Genomic DNA, 21,203 nt, shown 5'->3' with positions numbered 1-21,203 from the left:
TCGCTCCGTTCCCCACATTGCTGAGCGGCAAAGTGTGCTTCGCTAAGGATTCAGGGCGCTCCTGTTCTTGTGGATTCTGATTGACGTTGCGCTTGGGGCTTTGCTATAGTTGCTCATGGCGGGCCGACGGACTTGCCCTCAACCGTTGCCAGTCTCTAACGATGCCGGCCAACAGTCGCGGTTGGTATATACAAAGACAGCTATGCTAAAATCGAAGTCCAGTCCAACCCCGGACTTTGGAGAATGCGGGAACCAAGGACCCACCGAAACCCAGCGCGCGCCGCAACTTGCGCACGCTGAGCAGCAGCGGTTGAATGACGTGCTGAATTTGCTGCCGGCCTACGTGATTCTGTTGACCCCGGATTATCACGTCGCTTTTGCCAACCGCTTCTTCGAAGAGCGCTTCGGCAAGTCCGGGGGGCGGCGCTGCTATGAGTACCTCTTCAACCGGAACGAGCCCTGTGAGGTTTGCGAGACGTATAAAGTGCTCAAGACCAGCACCCCGTTGCGCTGGGAGTGGACCGGACCGGATGCTCGCAACTATGACATTTACGACTTTCCCTTCACCGATGCGGACGGTTCCAGGCTCATTATGGAGGTGGGTCTGGATATCACTGAGCGCAACAAAGCTCAGGCCGAGTTGATCCGGCACCGCGAGCACCTCGAGGACCTGGTCAAGGAGCGCACGGCCCAACTTGAGGCTGAAATTGCTGCGCGCACTGGGGCCGAGGCCGCTTTGCAGCGCAGCGAGCAGCTTTACCGTGCCATCGGCGAGAGCATTGACTATGGAATTTGGGTCTGCGAACCCGACGGCCGCAACATCTACGCCAGCCCGTCATTCCTGAAGCTGGTCGGGCTAACCCAGGAGCAGTGCTCCAATTTTGGCTGGGGAGACGTGTTGAATCCCGAGGACTCCGCTGGCACGATAGCCGCATGGAAGGAGTGCGTGCGCACTGGGGTCTCGTGGGACCGGGAACACCGCTTTCGCGGGGTGGACGGCCAATGGCACCCGGTGCTGGCGCGGGGCGTGCCGGTGCGCGACGAACAGGGCAGGTTGCTCTGTTGGGCCGGCATTAACCTGGACATCAGCCGGCTCAAGCAGGCCCAGGATGAGATTCGGCGACACGCCGAAAAAGTCCAGGCTGCCAATGAGGAACTGACCCGCTTCAACAAGGCGATGGTAGGGCGCGAACTGCGCATGCTTGAATTGAAAGAAGAGGTCAACGCCCTTTGCGCCCAGCTTGGCCAGCCGCCACGCTACCACACCGAGGGTAACGATGAGCCAAAGCATCCTTCAGCCTGAGACCATCGCAGTGACGCCCCTCCAATCGCCGCCAACGTTCTCTGCTGCCCGTTCGCCCTCCCGTCATGCCCCGTAAGTCACTGATCTCCCGCAACTCCTGGGCCGTTCGCTATGGGGCCGCGCTGGTCGCTGTGGCCATCTGCTTTGGGTGGCATCGAACGCTCGAACAATGGGTCGGCCCCGGCCAGTCTCCATTTATCACCTTCTATCCAGGTGTGATCCTGGTAGCCCTCTTGGCAGGGCTCGGACCAGGGCTCCTGGCCAGTGTGGCGGCCGCCGGGGTTGTGGATTTCTGGATTCTTCCCCCGGTCGGCTTCAAACTCGGGAATACGATGGAGGTCATAAGCCTCGGCCTCTTCCTGGGCAACCTCCTGCTGATGTGCACGGTGGCCGAGCTGCTTCGTCGTGCCCGCGTCAAGGCAGCCGCCTTCGACCGGGACCAGGCCCTGCGCGAAACACGGCAGCAGAGGGAATTCCTGGCTGCCGTGCTGGAGCGCGCTTCGCAACCGTTCGTGGTCGGTTATCCCGGGGGGCGGATCGGGCTGGTCAACCGTGCTTACGCGGAGCTTACCGGCTATACGGCGGATGAACTGCGTGCGATGGATTGGACCCACACGCTCACACCGCCCGAATGGCTCGAAGTGGAACGGCCGAAACTCGAGGAACTCCATCGCACCGGCCAGCCGGTTCGCTACGAGAAGGAATACATCCGCAAGGATGGCCGCCGGGTGCCGGTCGAGCTCCTGGTTCACCTATCGCAAGCAGCGGGGGATAAATTGGAGTACTATTACACCTTTGTCTCTGACCTGACCGAGCGCAAGCAGGCCGAACAGCAGCTTCGTTCATCAGCAGCGCAGCTTCAAGCCACTAACCTTACCTTGCAAGAGTCGCGCCGGGCCGCCCTGAACCTGATGGAGGACGCCCTCGAGGCCCGGAGGCAGGCTGAAGAGGCCAACGCTGGGCTGCGCAAAGCGGCGGAGCAGCGGCGACTGGCTCTCGAAGCGGCCGACTTGGGCACTTGGGATTACCAATTCCAGAGCGGAGAGGTCTTTTGGGACGAACGCTGTCGTGAGATGTGGGGCATGGCGCAATCCGACCATGTCAGTTATGCCGCGGCTGTTGGCCGGATTCATCCCGAAGACCGCGCCGCTGTGGACAAGGCCGTACAAGAAGCTCTCGCCGGTCGGGACGGCGGCGCCTATCACATCGAATTCCGCGTCGTCTGGTCCGATGGGTCGGTTCACTGGGTCGCTTCCCACGGACGTGTCTATTTCGAGGGGGAGGGGGCCGAGCGCCAAGCGACTCGATTCATTGGCGCCAATCACGAGGTTACAGCCGAGAAGCAAGCGCAAGAGGCGCTCCGGGAGAGCCAGGCACGGCTCGCCGCCTTCGCGGCGGCCACCTTCGAAGGGATCGTCCTGAGCGAGCGCGGCCGCATCCTGGACTGCAACGAGCAGTTCGCCGAGATGATCGGTCGGAGCGTGCAGGAGCTGATCGGCGCCAGCATTGAGGATCTTGTCGCGCCTGACGACCGCCAGCGCGTGATGGCGAACGTCCGCAGCAGACAGGAGAGCGTGATCGAACACCGGATGCTTCGCCTCGACGGCTCGTCCATCACGATCGAGGCCCATGGCCGGCCCAGCCACCCTTCCCGGCCGGAGCTGCGTCATACCGCCGTCCGGGACATCACCGAGCGCAAGCGGGCGGAACGCCGCTCCGAGTTGCTCGCTCAGGCCGCCAGCCGGCTGCTCTCGACGGATTCGCCTCAGACCATCGTCGAGAACCTGTGCCGCAACGTGATGGCCTTCCTCGACTGCCAGCTCTTCTTCAACTACCTCGTGGCGGAAACCGCCGGGGCGAGCGGGAAGGTGCGGCTGCATTTGAACGCCAGCGCCGGGATCCCTGGCGCGGAAGCCCGGAAGATTGAATGGCTGGATTACGGCAGCGCCGTTTGCGGCTGCGCGGCCCGCGACGCCTGCCGCATTGTCGCCCAGGACGTTCAGCACTCGCCCGACCCGCGTACGGAGCTGGTGAGAGCCTATGGCGTCCAAGCCTATGCCTGTCATCCGCTCATGGCCGGCGGCCGGGTGCTAGGCACGCTCTCTTTCGGCACACGCACCCGCGCGCGGTTCTCCGACGAGGAACTGTCGCTGATGAAAGCGGTGACGGACCTGGTGGCCATCGCGATGGAACGGCAGCGCGCGCAGGCCGAGCTCCGAAAGGTCAACGAAGAGTTGGAACAGCGTGTGGCTGACCGCACGGCCGAGCTGCGCGCCGCTTCCCGATATGCCCGCAGCCTGATCGAGGCCAGCCTCGACCCGCTGGTCACCATCAGTCCGGAAGGCAAAATCACCGACGTGAACGAGGCGACCGAGCTGGCAACGGGCGTCGCGCGTGACCTCTTGGTCGGCAGCGACTTCTCCAGCTACTTCACTGAACCGGCCAACGCCGAGGCGGGATACCGGAAGGTGTTGGCCGAGGGCTTGGTCCGGGACTACCCGCTGACGATGCGCCACCTCTCCGGCCGCACGATCGATGTGCTCTACAACGCCACCGTGTACCTCAACGAAGCCGGGGAAGTGCAGGGCGTGTTCGCCGCCGCGCGCGACATTACCGACCGCAAACTCGCCGAACGGCGGCGCGACTTCACCAGCGGACTGCTGGCGCTCTTTGCGCAAAAGACTTCCGCCCGTGACTATCTCAACTCCGTCCTGGAGGTTGTTCGGCAGTGGACCGGCTGCCAGGCCCTGGGCATTCGCATTGCCGATGAGCAGGGCGAGATCCCTTTCGCGGCCTGGGCCGGCTTCGAGCCGGAGTTCGTTGAAAGAGAGAACCGGCTGTCGCTCAAGCGGGATAACTGCTGCTGTGTCCGCGCCCTCTCGCTCGCTTTCGAGCAGCCGGACCGTCGCCTGCTGACTCCTGGCGGGTCTTACCGCTGGGACGACACCATTGCCCATCACAAAAGTTTGACACCCGAGCAGCAGGCGCTCTACCGCGGCAACTGCACGAAGTTCGGCTTTGCCTCCCTGGCAATCATACCGATCCGCTATCGGGATAGAGCGATTGGAGCCATCCAACTGGCCGACCGCCGCCCGGGACAGTTCCCGCCGGCGGCGATCGAGTTCCTCGAGACGATGACACCCCTGATCGGCGAGGCGGTGCACCGGTTCCAAACCGAAGCCGAACTGGCCCGGCACCGCGACGAACTTGAAGTTCTTGTCGCCCAGCGCACCGGGGAACTCACCAACGCCAATGCCCGCCTGCAGCAGACCGCCGAGGAGCTGCAGCGCTCCAACCGCGACCTGGAGCAATTTGCTTACGTCGCCTCGCACGACCTGCAGGAGCCGTTGCGCGCGGTGGGCGGCTACATTAAGCTGGTCGAACGGCGCATGGCACAACACATGGATGCCAAGGCCCGGGAGTACATTACCGGCGCGTTTGAAGGCGCCCTGCGCATGGAGCGGCTCATCAACGATCTGCTCGCCTTCTCCCGCGTCGGCACCCGCGGCGGTCAGTTCAGTCCCACCCAACTCGACACCGTGCTTCTGCAGGCCTTGGCCAACCTGCATGACAGCATCGAGTCAGCCCAGGCGGTGGTCACCCGCGATCCATTGCCCACCCTGCCGGTGGATGGCACCCAGTTTATGCAGGTCTTTCAGAACCTCATCGGCAACGCGATCAAGTTCCGGGGCGACGAACCGCCTAAGGTTCACATTAGCGCGCAGCCCCAAAACGGCGGCTGGCTCTTCTCTGTGCGCGATAACGGCATCGGCATTGCGCCAGCCTATTCTGAGAGGATCTTCCAGCTCTTCCAGCGTTTGCACACCCGCAAGCAATATTCCGGAACCGGCATCGGTTTGGCCGTCTGCAAACGGATTGTTGAACGCCATGGTGGCGCCATCTGGGTTGAGTCCCAGCCCGGGCTGGGGGCGACGTTCTACTTCTCCCTGCCGGCCACCCCAGGGTAGCCCATCTTTGAGATAGTCCCTGTAAGGAGCATCATTCTGTCACCAGCCTGCATCTCAGAAGCAGGCCGGACAGCCCGCCCTAAAGCCGCGTCTGGGCGGGGCCCCTTCCGGGTCCCGGCCATCGCGTGGCCGGGGGTTGGCCGTCTAGTGGCCGTCACTTGGCCGTCTCGGTGCCGCTCTCACCCCATCCCCTAGTCAGATATGGCACTCAAACTGTTCCCTACAGACCTTGTTGGCGCAGTCGGCAACATCGTCTATCAGCGGGGCCGTCAGGGCACCGTCCAGCGCGCCCGTGTTCAGCCCCTCAACCCCCAAACCAACAACCAGATGGGGGCCAGTCGGCCCCTCGGCTCTTTGGCCGCAGGCTGGCGCAGCCTCCCTGGCAGGGCCACGGCGTGCCGATACCGCGGCGGGCCGTGGGCGGATATGTCCAGTTCGTAAAGCGCCACGGAAGCAAGCCCCTGATCAAGTTCAGCGGCGGCCGAGAACCACTTTTTGCTTTTCCTCGCCCTCTAAGTGTGGTAAAGATCAGGCGACCACATGAACCATGGCAAACCGGGAGTAGCAACCCTATGACCAAAAATGGGGCCCGCCCTATCGAAATCCTGCTCGTAGAAGACAGCCCGAGCGATACGGACTTGACCCTCGAGGCGTTGAAGGACTTCAAGGTGCGCAACCATGTAAGCGTGGTCGAGGACGGCGTGGAGGCGATGCAGTTTTTGCGCCGCGAAGCGCCTTATACCCAGGCACCCCGTCCCGACCTGATCATGCTGGACCTGAACCTGCCGCGCAAAGACGGGCGGGAGGTGCTGACTGAGATTAAAGCCGATGATGGTCTGAAGACCATTCCTATTGTGGTGCTGACCACCTCGCGCGCAGAGCAGGACATCCTGCGGGCCTACCAGTTGAACGCCAATTGCTACATCACCAAACCGGTGGATTTCAACCAGTTCCTGGACGTGGTGCGGACGATTGAGTCGTTTTGGCTGTTCGTGGTGACCTTGCCCCCTGCACCGCGCGCCGGCGGCTAGAGGAAGTCCCCGATGTGTCGGTTCTCCCCGCTCTGGTTCTTTTCTGATACGCCGCGTTTCCCGAGCCTGTCGGGATGCGCGCCACCGTCCTGGAGTGCGGCTATCCGCGGACGCTTCGGGCGCTATGCCTGCACGAAGGGAAACGCCCTGGGACAAGCGCAGCCCACAGTCGTTTGGGAATTGGGAACCCCAATCACAACCCTCAACTGCCTTTTCCCTGGCTGACCGTGGACCCGCTTCCCGTAAAGGTTCTGCTGGTGGAAGATAGCCCGTCCGACGCTTCGCTGTTGTTGGAGGGGTTGACCGTGGCCGGAATCAATGGATTTGACTTCACCCACGTCGAAAGCTGGGCGGAGGCTGTTGACTGCCTCCATGATAAGCCATTTGATGTGCTGCTGCTGGACCTGTCTCTGCCGGACATTATGGGCAGCGAAACGTTCTTGCAGGTGCGGGCCAAAGTTCCCCACCTGCCGATTGTAGTCCTGACGGGCCAGGTTGACGAAGCCGTTGGGCTTGAAGCCGTGCGCCACGGGGTGCAAGATTATCTGGTCAAAAACCAGGCCGATGCACGGCAAACGGTTCGGGCCATTCGCTATGCCATCGAGCGCAAGCAAACCGAAGAAGCGCTTAACCGCACCCAGGAGGCCTTGCGGCAGAGCGAACAACAATTGCGGGAATGGAACCTGGAGCTGGAACGCCAGGTTGCCAGGCGAACGGTTTCCTTGGCGGAGACGATCGGCGACCTGGAGGATTTCTCGCACAGTATCACGCACGACTTGCGGGCGCCGCTGCGTGCTATCCGGTCTTTCGCCCAGATTCTCCAGGAGGATTGCCTGGCATGCGGCCGACCCGCCGCGCAGGAGCACATTGAGCGCATCATTACCGCGGCGGCCCGCATGGACAAGCTGATCCAGGACGTGCTGCAGTACAGCCGGCTGACACGCAGCGATTTACAATTGGCGCCCGTGGACGTCGGGGCGCTGCTGCGCGGCATCATAGAGACTTATCCGGCTTTTCAGCCGCCGCAAGTGGGAATTGCGATTGAGGAACCCTTGCCGCTCGTGCTGGGTAACGAAGCAGCCCTCACGCAGTGTTTTTCAAACCTCTTGGGCAACGCGATCAAGTTTGTCGCCCCGGGCAAGCGACCGCAGGTGCGTATCTGGGCCGAAGCGGCGAAGGCGCAAGGCAAAGGGTCGAAAGCAACAGCCGAGCTCGCGCCTGCGCCGCAAGCCGCCAAAGGCGCACCCCACGTCCGGTTTTGGTTCTCAGACAATGGCGTCGGCATCCCTAAAGAGGCCCAGGAACGCATCTTCAAGATGTTCCAGCGCCTGGACACGAGCAGGGACGGGACCGGAGTGGGGTTGACGGTGGTGCGCAAGGCCGTCGAGAAAATGGGCGGGCGCGTCGGGCTGGAGTCCGAGCCAGGCCGGGGCAGTCGGTTCTGGGTGGAGCTGAAGGAAGCCGCCAAATGAACTCGCTTGTAATTCTGTATGTCGAGGACGAGGAGACAGACGTCCTGTTGCTCCAGCACGTGCTGAGCCGGGCGGGCATCACAAATCTAGTCAAAACTGTCACCGACGGCAAAGCGGCCAAGGATTACCTCGCCGGCAACGCACCGTTCACTGACCGCCGACTGTATCCCTTTCCCGGGCTGGTGCTGCTGGACCTGAACCTGCCTTACTGGTCGGGCTTCGAGGTCCTGGATTGGATTCGACAACAGCCGTTATTGCGGAGCCTGCCGGTGGTGGTGTTTACCTCCTCTAGCCGGCCTGATGACGTCACTCGGGCGTATGACGTGGGCGCCAACGCCTACATGGTAAAGCCCAGTTCGCTGGAGGAACTGAAATCCAAAGTCCTGGCTCTGCGTGACTTCTGGCTGCTGCACAACCAGTATTCTCCCCGCCTGCACGGGCCGATTGACCCATCGTGAATTCGCCACCGCGACTTCTCCTGCGGCCGTCCTGTTAACGAGCCCGGGAAAAACGACGCAACCTTTGCGAGAATGTGTCACTCGCGTCCCGGCGTAGGCAATAATGGAGGCTGACTTCCGTGCCGAAGAATGGTATGAAGGGCACGAACTATGGAACCGTCCACCGTAAAAGTTCTTCTGGTGGAAGACAGCCCGTCTGACGCCGCCTTGTTGCAGGAATCCTTGCTTCAGGACGGGGGCGGCGGATTCAGTTTCACGCACACCGAAAGTTGGGCGGATGCAGTCGCCCAATTGAAGACCAAGGCTTACGATGTCATGCTGCTGGACCTCACCCTGCCGGACAGCGCGGGGCGGGAGACGTTTGTGCGGGCGCGCGCCCAGGCGCCCGAGCTGCCTATTGTGGTGCTGACAGGACAGGCGGATGAAGAAGCGGGGCTCGAGGCGGTGCGGCACGGCATTCAGGATTACCTGATCAAGGGGCAGGCCTATGGGCGTCAAACGACCCGGGCGATTCGTTACGCCATCGAGCGAAAGTGCGCCGAAACGGCGCTTAGGCAGGCGGAAGCCAATTTACAGCGGGAGCGGGATCAACTTGACGTGCGCGTACGGCAGCGGACAGGTGAGCTGTCGGAGGCCAACCGGGCCTTGCAGGGAGAAATTGCCCGGCGCGAGCGCGCTGAGGCAGCTCACCGCGAGGTGCTGCGTCGGTTGGCGGCAGCCGAGGAGACTGAACGCGGGCGCATCTCGCGCGAATTGCACGACCGCCTGGGGCAGGATCTCACCGCGCTTAAGCTGGGTCTCCAGGTCGTTCGCAAAGGATATTCGTGCCCGCCCTCACAGCTCCAGAGCGCCGCCCAACTCGAACTACTTGCTGACAGTCTGATGCGGGATATTCATCGCCTGGCTTGGGAGTTGAGGCCGGCCGCCCTTGACGATTTCGGCCTGGAGATGGCGCTTCGCCGTTACGCGGATGAATGGGCGGGACTCAGCGGAGTGCCGGTGGACTTCCACAGCCGCGGCACGACCGGGAGCCGGCTGGCGCCGGAGCTGGAGACCGCCCTTTACCGGATCACGCGCGAGGCACTTACCAACGTCTTCCGCCACGCCGACGCCCGCCGCGTCAGTGTCTTGCTCGAACGCCGTGGCGACCACGTATCGCTGATCATTGAGGACGATGGCAAGGGCTTCGAGGCGGCGGCCCTCTTTAACGCTTCCCCGACCGAGGGGAAGTTGGGCTTGTTGGGGATGCAAGAGCGGGCCAGACTGGTCGGCGGCTCGGTCGAGATCGAGTCAAACCCGGGCGCCGGCACCACAGTATTCGTGCGGCTGCCGCTGGCGCCTATGTTATGAAGAAGACCCGTGTCCTTTTAGCCGACGATCATGAGGTTGTTCGGGATGGCCTGCGGCTGCTGATTGACAGCCAGCGCGATATGCGTGTGGTGGGAGAGGCCGCTGATGGCAAGGAAGCGATCGAGAAGGCGTGCGAGCTCAAACCTGACGTGGTGGTCATGGACCTTTCGATGCCGAAGCTCAACGGCTTGCAGGCAACCGAACGGCTCAAAGCGGAACAACCGTCCGTCAAAGTAGTTGCCCTGACGGTTCACGAGGACGCCAGTTATTTGCTGCAGTTGTGCAAGGCGGGTGCCGTTGGCTACGTGCTCAAACGCTCGGCGGGCGATGACCTGATCCGGGCCATCCGTGCCGTGGCGGGCGGCGCACTGCACTTCGACCCGACGGTGGCCAACAAAGCCCTGCGCGGCCACGCCAGAGAACCGTCCGGCAAGAATGGCCTTCCAGCAGCCGACCTGAGCGAGCGCGAGCGGGAAGTGCTCATCTTGCTGGCTTGGGGCTACAGCAACAAGGAGATTGCCGGCAACCTTGGCTTGAGCATTAAGACCGTGGAGACTTACCGCGTCCGCATCGGCGAAAAGCTGGGCCTGCGCAGCCGGACGGAAATGGTGCAATATGCATTGCGGCAAGGGTGGTTGAATGAAGATCACTCGTTCGTCCAGCCTTTCCAGTAAGCCGCGCTGCGGGGACGTCCGCGCCGCGCATGAGCCGCGGTTCTCCAAGGACGGATGCATACAGTAGGACCACAGGTTTGTCAGGGAACTCCCCGACATAGGTTCTCCGCTTTTCCCGACTATGCGTTCCAGAGTGTAGTGCCCTATTGTGCGTGTGATTTCTAACGAGCGCCGGGAGAACGGTGGGAACAGTGAACGGTTTGGCTGAAAGCAGCCCAGGCAGACACGTAGCAAGAGAGAGCATGAGTTGCGGATATGTGGTTAATGCAAGTGCGGGAGTAAAGCGTGAGGTGCGGTAGTCGGGGATCCGGCGTTTCGGAGCGGCCTTCCGATGAAGGGAGGCGGTTGGCTCATCCGAAACGCCGGATTTGTTCGAGATAACCGTTCCCGTCTGACGCTTCCCGCCATGACCGGGGAACAGGCCGTGATCGACGTTATTTGGCTGCGGCACAGGTGCCGGCGGAAACAGATCTATAACTTCAACCCTTGAGCAACATGCAGCAAAAACTGCTATTGGAACCGGATTCCCAATTGGATTCCACCGCCGCAACCGCTAATGGTCCTGAGCCCGCGCTGAATGTTGTTGTTATCTACCAGGATCACCTTACTCACCACTGGGCGATGGACTTGTGGGCTCGTGTGGAGCAATTAATTGGCAGCGGCGGAATCTCCAGCAAATCCTGGCGGGTCAACGACTTAGCGCACCCCGACGCCCTGGCAGCTGCAGGGCGGGCGGCAATGCGGGCGGATGTGCTGATTGTTTCCCTCCGGGACGCAGCGGAATTGCCGTTGAGCCTGTACTTGTGGGTGGATGAATGGCTGCCACACCGTCTGACGCGGACCAGCGCCTTGGTCGCGCTGATCGCCGTGCCGGTGCAGCCTGACGCTCAGTCCGGCCTGACCCGCCGCTTTCTGGAAAGCGTTGCGCGCAAAGCCGGCATGGATTTTCTTCCCCGGGAACGCAAGCTTCCGGAGGAACCCTTCGCGCTCCCTGTATTGGCCAAGGTAGAACCACTCGCCGCTTGGGCGGGTGTGCTCCCTGGTGCGGGCTTGCACCGTGCAATGCGCGAGTAACCCTCCCCGCCGGGACGCCCAGCGCTCGACGGTCATCTGGTGTTACCTGACGTTTGAAGCACACTCGGCGAACTGGTTTCGCCATTGCGGTTGACCGCGGAAACCGCCACGACATTCGGCAATGAGCCATTCCAGGAACGAGAGGTCTGCTTGCCGGGCAGAATTTCCGTCGTCCACTCGCCCCGCGTTTGCGTCTGCAAAAGCCAGAGCCAAACCGTTCCCTGACCGCCCGGCGTCCAGTTGATGCGTGGCGGCGAACCCGACCGCATTTTAGCTATAGTGAGCTTCGGCATGGCCGGTTGGGCCCGGCCAAGCCAGGGAGACGGCGGCATTAGAGCTGGTTGCTGATAGACCTCCCGTTGGAGTTGCTCGTCAAACGCGGCATTGCGCATGAGGCTCTTCATATTCCAGTGAACGTGGCCGCTTACGCCGTGCTGGGTGCGGCTGAGCCGGATCTGCTTGACGATTTCCTCCGGCTCCCACCCGCGCCGGGATTGCGACCGGCCCCCCACTTTGGTGGAGTTTATGCCAGGGCAAAGGGTTCTGCCTTTGGTGTTCTGCTCGGCCCACCATCGCAGCAGGACAGGGAAGCTCTGTTCCGGCGGTTCAATTGCCCAGTAAAGCTGAGGCACGAAGTAGTCAACCCATCCGTTCACCAGCCATTTCCGCGAATCGGCATAGAGCGAGGCATAAGCGTCGAACCCCTTGATTTGGGGCGGATTGTTCGGGCGCCAAATGCCGAACGGACTAACCCCAAACTTGACCCAGGGTTTTGCCGCTTTGATAGATTGATAGACGCGCTGAATGAATACGTTGACGTTTTCACGCCGCCAGTCGGCACGGCTCAGCATGCCGCCGGCTCCAAAGCGCTGCCAACTCGAATCGTCGGGGAAGTCCAGGTCTTGGCCGGAACCATCCTTGACTTTGTACGGATAGAAGTAGTCGTCAAAGTGCGCCCCATCTACGTCGTAGCGCTTGACGACATCCATCACAACGCTTAGCGAGTACTCCTGCACCGCTTTATCACCCGGATCGAGCCAAAGGAGTTCTCCGTATTGCCGAACGAGCTGCGGACGGGTCTTGCTCACATGGTTCGCCGAGGCGGGTGAGCTGGTGGCGCGCAGCCGTGCCCTATATGGATTGAACCACGCGTGCAGTTCCAAGCCGCGCTTGTGCGCCTCCTCGACGGCGAAAGCCAGTGGATCATAGAAAGGCTCTGGCGCTTTGCCCATGGTGCCGGTCAAGTACTCCGACCATGGCTCGATGCGGGAGGCATACATCGCGTCGCAGGCTGGCCTGACTTGGAAAATGATGGCGTTCAGCTTGAGTTGCACGGCCCGATCCAGAATCGCAAGTAGCTCGACCTTCTGTTCCTGCGTGGTCAGAGTCTTGCGGGAAGGCCAGTCTATGTTCCCGACGGTCGCGACCCAGGCAGCGCGGAATTCCCTCACCGGTGAGGGCGGATTAATTTTTGGAGGCTGAGAGTTCCCGGCCTGGGAGGCAAAGGCAGCCACGATCGCAACCATCGCGCTGGCGAGGCGCAGGTGCGTTGGGTGGCGTCCCGAGAGAACGGGAGGGTTGGCTGGAGGCGGAGTCATCATTGGATCAGGGATTGTGATGGTCGAGGTCATGTATCGGCGGGTAGATTATGCCTTAAGTAGTGGCGAGACGAGGGCAAAGTTCATTGCAGAAAGTTGTTGCCAGGCTGCGGAGGCGATAGTAGAAGTACGCTAGTCATGTTGGGATAAAGGGCACTTAGCAGCGGTTAACGGCACAATACAAATCTCGGTTCCTCACCAATTAGTTGTGCTCCGACAATAACTGAGCCCTGTATATTGTGGTTTTTGGGCTTTACTAGGCAGGACAGGTTTGATTGTCTTTACCAAGATCATGTATCTGAAGAACTTAACGGTGCTGGGTTTTAAGTCCTTTGCGGATAAGACTGCGCTGAACTTCCAGCCCGGTGTGACGGCCGTCGTTGGCCCCAATGGGTGTGGTAAGTCGAACATCTCGGACGCTATCCGTTGGGTACTGGGCGAGCAATCCGCCAAAGCCCTGCGCGGCGGGGAGATGGCCGACGTTATCTTCAACGGGACTGACAACCGCAAGCCTTTGGGCATGGCGGAGGTCTCACTGACGATTGGCGGGGTGGATGAGGAGCATCTTACCGCGGCCGGCGTGGAAATGTCATACAACGAGGTGACCATTACCCGCCGGGTCTTTCGCGATGGTGGCAGCGAGTATTTCATCAATAAGACGCCATGCCGGCTGAAAGACATCCAACAGTTCTTCATGGGCACTGGCGTGGGCCGCACCAGCTACAGCATCATGGCCCAGGGCAACATCACACAGATTCTCTCCAGCAAGCCGGAAGACCGGCGGATGATCTTCGAGGAGGCGGCCGGGATCACCAAGTACAAGGCGCAAAAGAAGGAGGCTCTGCGCAAGCTGGAATACACCGACCAGAACCTGCTGCGCGTCGCCGATTTGGTGCGGGAGGTCAAGCGCCAGATTGGCTCTCTCCAGCGTCAGGCGGGCAAGGCACGCCGCTACAAGCAACTTGCGGCCGACTTGCAGCACCTCGATACCCAACTCGCTCGTCATAAGTTCGACCAGTTGCAGGTCGAAATCTCCGAACGCCAGGCTGCGGCTGGAAACCTCCGCGACGAAATTGAGTCCAATTCCGCCAGCGTCCTGCGTTGTGAGGACGAGATGGCGCAACTGCGCAACCGGCTGTCGGAATTGGAGCACGCAATCAGCGGCAAGCAGCAGCGTGGGCTGGAACTCAAAAGCGAGATTGACCGGCACGAGAGCCGGATTCATTTCAATGAGGAGCGCCTGCGAGAGTTTGCCGCGCAGAATACCGCGGCCATGGCGGATATGACCCAGGCCGAAGAGCGGCGACGCGCGGCGGAGCAGGACCTTGCCACTGCCAACAACCATCTCGCTGCCAGCGGTGCCACTCTGAACCAACATAGGCAAACCCTGGCCGCCCGGCAGGATTCGCTGCGGCGGGTGGAGGAGGATTTGCGCCAGCAGCAGGAAGCCTTGCGACAAGCGCAAGCCAATGCGTTCGCCGCCGCGCAGGACTTAACCCGGCTCCGCAATGAAATCACCGCGCTCGACTTGCAGAAGCAGGGCAACCTGGTGCGTTTGGAGAAGCTGTCGGCGGAGAAGATTCAACTGGAAGAGGAGCGAACGCGGCTGGAAGCCCATCTGCACGAGTTCCAGGCCAATGTCGCCGCGGCTAAACTCAACGTGCAGACGCAACGAGGCACAGTGGCCGGGCGTCAGCAGCGTTTGCGCGAGCTGCAGGAAGAGTTGGTGCGGGCAGCCGCAGAGCAGGACCAGGCCCTGGAGCAGCAGGCGGGCAAGCGCTCCCGGCTCCACGTGCTGGAGCAGTTGCAGGCCCAGTACGAGGGGTATGGCGAGGGCCCCTTGGCGGCCCTCAAACAGTCGCAGCATGTGCTCGGGTCGCTGGCGGATAGAATTCGCGTGCCCGATCAGTACGTGACTGCGATCGAAGCTGCCCTGGGACATCATTTGCAGTTGGTGTTGACGGAGCAGCCGGAGACCGCCCGCCAGATTCTAGCTGATCTCAGCGCGAAGAAGAGCGGTCGGGCAAGCATCGCGCCACTGGCGTTCGTTGGCAACGGTCATGGAGGTATCGAGAATCCCGGTGTGCCGGTGGCGCCGGTGTTGGGCTCTTCGTGTCCCGAACTGAATGGCGTACCAGTGCCCGCGATATCCATAGTCGAGTGCGAGATTTCTGTGCGTACGCTCGTGGAGCGCCTCCTCGGCAGCACACGGGTGGTGCGGGATCTGGACGCGGCCACGGCGGCGTGGCGCGAGAGCGGCGGTAGATTTCACTATGTCACCGTGGCTGGTGAACTTCTGAGCTGCCACGGCGTTTACACGGGTGGTTACAGTAATGGGAATGGAGACGGCAAAGCGCCCGCGTCGATTTTGGGCCGCAAGAACCAGATCTCGGAGCTGAGCCTGGCGCTGAGCGAGTTGCAGGAACAGGTGGCTGAGATCAGTCGGCGCCGAGGCGCCCTGCAAAGTGAGCAGACCGAACTGGAGGCCGGCCTGGAGCAGGCGCAATGCGAGTTGCGCGCCCAGGAGGTGGCTATCGCTACCCGCGAGGGTGAGTTTAATGCGCTCCAGAATTCCGAGCGGTTGCTGCACCAGAAGATTGACACTGTGGTCTATGAGGTCCAGAGCTTGGCGGCCCAGGAGCAGGAAGGGATGCGGAAGCGCGCGGGGTTGATGGCCCAGGCCAGCGAGGCCGAGACGCGCGAGCGGGCTAGCCAGTCGCAGGTCACGGAGGTGACGGTCCAACTGGAACATTCGCGCCAGCAGCGCGATGTGGCCAACACTGCGCTGACCGATAGCCGGGTGGCACTGGCCGCGGAAGAACAGGTGTGTGCCTCATTCCAGCAACAGCGCCAATCGCTTGAGCAACGCATTCGGGAACTTACGCAGGTCATCGAGCAGCGACGCAGCGAGATGGCCTCCTTCGTGGACCGCAAGGAGCAAGCGGAGTCGGAGATTGAGGAATCGCGCGGGCTGATTGAATCCCAGCGGCATGACCGCGAATTGGTGAACGCCCAGATGGCTGAGCTGGCGGCACAAAGGCAAAGCCAGGAAGAAGGTGTCGCCTCGCGCGAGGAGGGGCTGCGCGAACAACGCCGGCGTGTGGCCACTCTGCAGGAGCAGCGCGGCGTCCTTGAGGTCGAGTTGGCGCAGAAGAACATGGCGGTGCAGAACCTGCGCGAGCAGGTGCAGCAGAAGTACCACGTCAGCCTCGATAGTATTCGCAGCGAGTGCATCACCATCACCTATGCCGACGAAGGTCCGGCCAAAGTGCATGTGATGACGCCGGACGAAATGGCCGCCGCCGGTGCGGCGACCGATTGGAGTACCGTGGCGCAGCAGGTTGAATCATTGCAGCAGCGGATCGAGGAAATGGGACCGGTGAACCTGGTCGCCATCGAGGAATATGAGGAGACCGAGCAGCGCTACCAATTCCTCAGTCAGCAGCATGACGACCTTGTCCAGGCCAAGGCGCAGTTGCTCGAAGTGATCAACCGCATCAACGTGCAGACGCGCGAGATGTTCCGCGACACCTTCGAGCGCATCCGGGAGTGCTTCCGTGCAATGTTTGTCGAGGTATTCGGCGGCGGTAAGGCCGATCTGCTGTTGATGGACGAGAACGACCTGCTCGAAAGCGGTATTGATATTGTGGCGCGGCCGCCGGGCAAGCAACTGCAGACCATTTCGCTCCTGTCCGGCGGCGAGCAGACGATGACCGCTGTGGCGCTGCTATTCTCTATTTACCAGGTCAAACCCAGCCCCTTTTGCGTGCTGGACGAGTTGGACGCGCCGCTGGACGAATCCAACATCAACCGGTTTGTTCGGCTGTTGCAGCGTTTCCTGACGCGCTCACAGTTCATCATCATCACGCACAACAAACGGACTATCGGCATGGCAGATGTGCTCTACGGCATCACGATGCAGGAGCACGGCGTGAGCAAGATTGTCAGTGTCAAATTCCACAAGACTAACGAAGCGGTGACCGGGGCCCCGGCGACGACCCTGGAAGGGCCAACGGCCACCCCTTCGGTCGAGTCCGAACAGGATGCGCCACAGAAGCGGGACGACACCCTTGAAATGGTGATGGCGAAGTAGGGTGGGCGCGGCGCCTGGGTGACGCGCTGGCATTAAGCCGATTCCCACTGTTCGCGCAGCAGCTTGGTGGCAGCGGGAAGGGCCTTCGCGGGGTCACCCTTGCAACCGCACTCGAAGCTCACGAAGTCCTGGTAACCGATGAGCTTAAGCCCCTTGAAGCCGTCCACGTAATTGTCACCATCATCCTCTCCCGGCATCTTGCGGTTTTTGCGGCTGGCAATGTGGACGTGGTGCAGGTATTTGCCGGCGGCGATGAAGGCCGCCATGTCGCTTGTCTCTTCCCAGGTCATGTGCCAGAAATCGCCCATGAGGGCGATGCCGGGATTGTTGACGTCGCGGCAAATGGCCGCGCCGTCGGCAACCTGGCGCAAGAAGTGGCACTCGCGGCGGTTGAGCGGTTCGAGCAGCACCCGTGTGCCGGCCTTTTGGGCATGGTCTCCCAGTTCGGACAAGAGCTTGACCAGCAGTTCGCGCGACTCCTGGTGGCCCATTTTGGTCTGGTTGTGGAAGGCCGGGACGATGATCATGCCGGTGGAGCCGAGCGCGCCGGCGGCTGTGATGATTTCCTTCATACTCGCCACTGCTGTTTGGCGGACCTCTTCCTGCTCAGAGATGAGCACCCCCTTGAATCCGGCGCATATGGCGCTGACCTTGATCTTGCGGCCTTGAAGCGCCTTTTGCAGTTCCTCGACGCGTTTGGCCAGGCCACCACCACCCACTTCCAGGCCTTCAAACTCGAGTTGTTCCAGAAAATCAAGTTTCTCTGTCAAGGAGTGACCGGGAGCCACGCCCTCCTGGCATGACAGGCGGAGCCGTGCTTTGCGGGGTGGATCGGGTAAAGTGAATGCCCGAGCCGTCAAGGGGAGGCCACCTAAAAACCCGGTTATAGCGGAAGCAGTCAGGAATTCACGGCGATTCAATTTCATGGCTCGGAATGGTAAGGGTCACTTGTGATCTATGCAATGACAAGGCGCGGGCTATTTGAGTGCGGAGGTTCGTATCTGCAACCACGCGACGTCGGGATTGTTGGGTGAGGAGACGTTGAGCGGAAGTGTATTGTCGTATTTGACGGCCGGCATGGTGCGTGAGTCTTTCCACTTGTGGATTTCGGAGTGGCCGTCGGCGAAAGCGATCCCGGCGGCACTGGCATGGAAGCTGGCGGGGTAGTCAATGATCTTGGCCTCAGCATTGGTCAAGGCACATTCGACGGCCAGGCCGGCATCGTTGATGCTGTCGGGATGTTCGTCAATCACGACCCAGAGCAAATCGGGCGTCGGCCGCACGATGTCCGTCAGTTTGCCGTATGTGCGCCAAGCGGGTGAAGGACTGCCGTTATCGCCGCCGAGCCAGGGGCCTACGACGGGGCGGAGGGGAGGATTGAGCATCGTGCCGACGGACTGGCTCATGGCAACACTGCGGACCCGGTTGAAGGTCTGGCCGCCCATGCTCACGGCGCTGCGATCGGCGGGGCACTTGTAAAGGCCCGGGGCCTTGCTGTAGGGCCCCAGCTTCCCGTATTTGGGATCAATGAGAAATGAGATGGTGTAGTTGGCGATATTGCCGCCGTCGAAATTCATTACCCCACCGCACCAGTTTCCCGTGGCGCCATTGTCTTCGTTGGGGGGCAGCCAATCGGCGTGATCGCTGGCATAAAGTTGCCAGGCGAGCATGAGTTGGCGGGTGTTGTTCATGCACCAAACACCCTGGGCGCGGAGCTTGGCCCGGTTCAGTGCGGGGAGCAGCAGCGCTGCCAGGATGGCAATGATCGCGATCACAACGAGCAACTCGATAAGGGTGAAAGCTGAACGTGTCTGTGGGGATGGCCGCTCCGGATTCCTGACTGCCACCGTTTTATTCATGGCAAGTAATTGGTCTGGTATCAGACGCAGCTTCAGTGACTTGTACTGCCAGAATATTCCGCTGGCGGGCCAACGGTCAAGCAGTACGCGCGCGCCAGATGACCCGCGCTACTGGAAAAGCGCCCGAAAGAAATGATAGCGGTGGTCGGCCGAGGAAAGCGAGACCTGCGCCGGGGCGGTGCGGTTGGCAACGAAGTCCCAGTCAAGCAGGTTGGTGGAGCCTTGGATTGTGTAACTGATATTGGTGGCGCCGCTGAGAAAGAACTCGAAACGGCCAGCGCTGTGGACAGGCTCGCTCAGAACAGGGACCACATTGATCGGCACTATCTGGAGGGCGTTGACGGGGGCGCGCGGGTGGTTGTCGGAGCCATAGTTACCCGTGGCGGAAACAGTGAAACCTACACCGCGGACATTGCGGAAGCGGCAGTAATTGCCCGCTGGGGTGGAGGCGCCGCCAGTGGGGGAATCCACCTCGATGTAGGTGCCGTAGAAGTCGCTATAGGCCGGGTCGCCGACATACTTGGTGGCGTTGCCGCTGGTCGCGCCGCTGAGGACATACCTGCCGACTCGCGCGGCGTCCCCATTGTCTCCGTCGCAATAGACTATTACGTCGTACAGGGGGAATTTGACACCACTGACAGTGATAAGTGAGGTTGAGGTATTGCCGGTGTCGAGATAGCCCTGCATGAGAGCGAAGTCGGCAGGGGAGTTCGGCAGGGTGGAGAATTCGTGGGTGCCGCCACCCGGGGTGAACCAACTGACGCTCAAGCCTGCTTGGAGGGCGACCCCGCTGCCGGTGCCGCCGGCGGTGAGATTGATCCAACCGGTCTGGGGTACCACGCCGCCATTCCCGCAGATGGGGACGGTGTCGTCGCTGGTGCCGGGGTGGATGAAGTTGATGCCGATTGGAATCAACATCCCGGCGTAATTGCCGGGCCAAGTGTAGCGCTGGGCTACGGCGATGTCGAGGTCAGCGAGGATGTCGTCTTTGAAGAAGTCGCTGCTGCCGTTGATGTTCCAGTTGTCGTAGCCTTCGGGCCATTGGTACATGTTGACGCAGCGGTAAACCGGTTTGCCGGTGGCGACGGCGGTCTGGTTGTAGCGGCTGATTTCGGCATAGACCTCCTGCATCCAGCCGGGTTCATAGTGGGAGAGGGGGCTTTCGTGATGCCCACCCTTCCAAAAGTAGTAGCCGTTGCACTCGGTGGCGTAGAGCGGGAGGTTGTAGAGGCTGGAGGGGATGCCGAGGTTTACCCAGTCCTGGTAAACGTAGAAGCTGCTGTAAAGGCTGCCGATTTTGGCCGTGCTGTGGATAGCGCTGCAGGTGTAACCGCGGGACGCAAGGTGGAGGGCGATCCCGTCGGGCGGGCGCGGGTTGGGGCCGGTGGTGGTGATGGCGGTGAGCATCTGGTTCAGGTACTGGACCCAGGTCAGCGGGTTGGATTCGTAGGGAAAGTTGTTGAGGCCGTAAGGGTTCGAGCCGGCGGAGAAGGGGCCGGAGAAACAGGCGGGCGCCTGGGGCAGCACGATGTGGTTTGGGCGGACGGCTTTGATGGCGTTATAGACCTTGCGGTAGCAGAGGGCGTACTGCCCGGGCGTGACGAACGGGGCCACGTTGCGGTTGGTGTCGAAGGGCCATTCGCCCGCGATGTTGAGCTCGTTGCCGATGGTCCAGATGGAGCAGCCCTGGGAATTGGTGACGAAACTGGCGCAGCGGATGGCAAAGTCGTCGTACTTGTTGGTCAGGGGGATGGTGCCGATGGGGAAGTAGCCGTGATTGATGCGGCCGATGACAGTGTGGCCGAGGTTGCTGAGGAAGCGGTAGTCCTTGCCCCAGGTGTCGTTGGTGTTGGCGCCGATGGAGACGGTGACGGTGACCCAGCCGGGGCCGGCGCCGCTGGAGATGTGGCCGAGATATTCGGAGGCGTCGGCGGGGTCGGGGTCGCCGCCGTCGAAGATGCCATAGAGGAAGGGAGATTCAGCCGCGCAGGGGAGGTGCGAAAGGAGGAAGATGCTGCCAAGCAGAACGGCGAACCGGGGGAGGCGGATCAGTTTCATGGTCTGTACCAGTCATACTAGGCCGGCTGGGTTGTGGGGGCAAGAAAACAGTGTGACGCTGCGCCAGCGCGAACCCATCCATACAGCGCCACCTTGTGGCGGCGGGCATACTGTTGCCCGGACCAGCTCCAATTAGCTGTGAGAAGGCCACCCCGCCGGGCAGGATGTCTCCCACTACGCTCCAGACTGGCGCCAGCGCCGCCGGCCAGCAGGAGTGCCGGTGGTGGGCGGCAATCATTGGTCTGGATGCTATTTAAGTTTACTT

14 protein-coding genes are annotated in these 21,203 nt (G+C 61.5%); 10 read left to right on the top strand and 4 right to left on the bottom strand.

What is annotated here, in order from left to right; all coding sequences use genetic code 11:
* Nucleotides 1-202 precede the first annotated feature (202 nt).
* The 9 genes from P5205_16865 (at nucleotide 203) to P5205_16825 (ending at nucleotide 11,330) form a co-directional block, all read left to right on the top strand.
* A complete protein-coding gene (locus P5205_16865; GenBank protein HSA12035.1) occupies nucleotides 203-1,303 on the top strand; it encodes a PAS domain-containing protein in 1,101 nt (366 codons plus the stop codon).
* A gap of 65 nt (nucleotides 1,304-1,368) precedes the next feature.
* On the top strand, nucleotides 1,369-5,271 hold the full coding sequence (locus P5205_16860) for a PAS domain S-box protein (protein ID HSA12034.1): 3,903 nt from the start codon (nucleotides 1,369-1,371) through the stop codon (nucleotides 5,269-5,271).
* 201 nt (nucleotides 5,272-5,472) lie between these two features.
* Nucleotides 5,473-5,712: a hypothetical protein gene (locus P5205_16855; protein ID HSA12033.1), complete on the top strand. Its 240-nt coding sequence runs from the start codon at nucleotides 5,473-5,475 to the stop codon at nucleotides 5,710-5,712.
* A 131-nt stretch (nucleotides 5,713-5,843) separates the two neighbouring features.
* Nucleotides 5,844-6,302 (top strand): response regulator, encoded by a 459-nt coding sequence (locus tag P5205_16850; GenBank protein ID HSA12032.1) that lies wholly within the window; start codon nucleotides 5,844-5,846, stop codon nucleotides 6,300-6,302.
* Between the two features lie 74 nt (nucleotides 6,303-6,376).
* The gene (locus tag P5205_16845; protein ID HSA12031.1) at nucleotides 6,377-7,774 is read left to right on the top strand and encodes a hybrid sensor histidine kinase/response regulator; all 1,398 of its coding nucleotides are present in this window, start codon (nucleotides 6,377-6,379) and stop codon (nucleotides 7,772-7,774) included.
* Nucleotides 7,771-8,232, top strand: coding sequence for a response regulator (locus P5205_16840; GenBank protein HSA12030.1), 462 nt, complete (start codon nucleotides 7,771-7,773; stop codon nucleotides 8,230-8,232). The genes P5205_16845 and P5205_16840 overlap by 4 nt, the downstream gene beginning before the upstream one ends.
* A gap of 150 nt (nucleotides 8,233-8,382) precedes the next feature.
* Nucleotides 8,383-9,582, top strand: coding sequence for a response regulator (locus tag P5205_16835; protein HSA12029.1), 1,200 nt, complete (start codon nucleotides 8,383-8,385; stop codon nucleotides 9,580-9,582).
* Nucleotides 9,579-10,256 carry a response regulator transcription factor gene (locus tag P5205_16830; protein HSA12028.1) on the top strand — a complete coding sequence of 226 codons (678 nt, stop codon included), beginning with the start codon at nucleotides 9,579-9,581 and terminating at the stop codon, nucleotides 10,254-10,256. The genes P5205_16835 and P5205_16830 overlap by 4 nt, the downstream gene beginning before the upstream one ends.
* Before the next feature lie 495 nt (nucleotides 10,257-10,751).
* Entirely contained in the window at nucleotides 10,752-11,330 is a 579-nt protein-coding gene (locus P5205_16825; protein ID HSA12027.1) for a hypothetical protein, read from the top strand.
* A 32-nt stretch (nucleotides 11,331-11,362) separates the two neighbouring features.
* Here P5205_16825 and P5205_16820 read toward each other — a convergent pair whose 3' ends face one another.
* Nucleotides 11,363-12,961 carry a family 10 glycosylhydrolase gene (locus P5205_16820; GenBank protein ID HSA12026.1) on the bottom strand — a complete coding sequence of 533 codons (1,599 nt, stop codon included), beginning with the start codon at nucleotides 12,959-12,961 and terminating at the stop codon, nucleotides 11,363-11,365.
* Nucleotides 12,962-13,220: 259 nt separating this feature from the next.
* Between P5205_16820 and smc the strand changes: the two genes are divergently transcribed.
* A complete protein-coding gene (gene smc, locus P5205_16815; protein ID HSA12025.1) occupies nucleotides 13,221-17,021 on the top strand; it encodes a chromosome segregation protein SMC in 3,801 nt (1,266 codons plus the stop codon).
* Nucleotides 17,022-17,053: 32 nt separating this feature from the next.
* On the opposite strand, the gene P5205_16810 is transcribed toward smc, so the two are convergent.
* The 3 genes from P5205_16810 to P5205_16800 all read right to left on the bottom strand — a co-directional run bounded on the left by P5205_16810 (nucleotide 17,054) and on the right by P5205_16800 (nucleotide 20,938).
* Nucleotides 17,054-17,791, bottom strand: a complete 738-nt coding sequence (locus P5205_16810) for a sugar phosphate isomerase/epimerase family protein (GenBank protein HSA12024.1) — start codon at nucleotides 17,789-17,791, stop codon at nucleotides 17,054-17,056.
* 207 nt (nucleotides 17,792-17,998) lie between these two features.
* On the bottom strand, nucleotides 17,999-18,880 hold the full coding sequence (locus P5205_16805) for a prepilin-type N-terminal cleavage/methylation domain-containing protein (protein ID HSA12023.1): 882 nt from the start codon (nucleotides 18,878-18,880) through the stop codon (nucleotides 17,999-18,001).
* A 108-nt stretch (nucleotides 18,881-18,988) separates the two neighbouring features.
* Nucleotides 18,989-20,938, bottom strand: a complete 1,950-nt coding sequence (locus P5205_16800) for a hypothetical protein (protein HSA12022.1) — start codon at nucleotides 20,936-20,938, stop codon at nucleotides 18,989-18,991.
* Nucleotides 20,939-21,203: the final 265 nt, after the last annotated feature.

It is taken from the genome of Candidatus Paceibacterota bacterium (assembly GCA_035452965.1).
GTDB lineage: Bacteria > Verrucomicrobiota > Verrucomicrobiia > Limisphaerales > UBA8199 > UBA8199.
The sequence above is the reverse complement of the archived record's forward strand: the minus strand, read 5'-3'. Positions and strand labels throughout refer to the sequence as shown.

Excerpts from the sequence above, each read along its gene's own strand:
- P5205_16850 (HSA12032.1), top strand. The coding sequence starts at position 5,844 with ATGACCAAAAATGGGGCCCGCCCTATCGAAATCCTGCTCGTAGAAGAC.
- P5205_16860 (HSA12034.1), top strand. The coding sequence starts at position 1,369 with ATGCCCCGTAAGTCACTGATCTCCCGCAACTCCTGGGCCGTTCGCTAT.
- P5205_16835 (HSA12029.1), top strand. The coding sequence starts at position 8,383 with ATGGAACCGTCCACCGTAAAAGTTCTTCTGGTGGAAGACAGCCCGTCT.
- P5205_16825 (HSA12027.1), top strand. The coding sequence starts at position 10,752 with ATGCAGCAAAAACTGCTATTGGAACCGGATTCCCAATTGGATTCCACC.
- P5205_16840 (HSA12030.1), top strand. The coding sequence starts at position 7,771 with ATGAACTCGCTTGTAATTCTGTATGTCGAGGACGAGGAGACAGACGTC.
- P5205_16830 (HSA12028.1), top strand. The coding sequence starts at position 9,579 with ATGAAGAAGACCCGTGTCCTTTTAGCCGACGATCATGAGGTTGTTCGG.
- P5205_16855 (HSA12033.1), top strand. The coding sequence starts at position 5,473 with ATGGCACTCAAACTGTTCCCTACAGACCTTGTTGGCGCAGTCGGCAAC.
- P5205_16800 (HSA12022.1), bottom strand. The coding sequence starts at position 20,938 with ATGAAACTGATCCGCCTCCCCCGGTTCGCCGTTCTGCTTGGCAGCATC.
- P5205_16805 (HSA12023.1), bottom strand. The coding sequence starts at position 18,880 with ATGAATAAAACGGTGGCAGTCAGGAATCCGGAGCGGCCATCCCCACAG.
- P5205_16845 (HSA12031.1), top strand. The coding sequence starts at position 6,377 with ATGCGCGCCACCGTCCTGGAGTGCGGCTATCCGCGGACGCTTCGGGCG.
- P5205_16820 (HSA12026.1), bottom strand. The coding sequence starts at position 12,961 with ATGACCTCGACCATCACAATCCCTGATCCAATGATGACTCCGCCTCCA.
- P5205_16865 (HSA12035.1), top strand. The coding sequence starts at position 203 with ATGCTAAAATCGAAGTCCAGTCCAACCCCGGACTTTGGAGAATGCGGG.
- smc (HSA12025.1), top strand. The coding sequence starts at position 13,221 with ATGTATCTGAAGAACTTAACGGTGCTGGGTTTTAAGTCCTTTGCGGAT.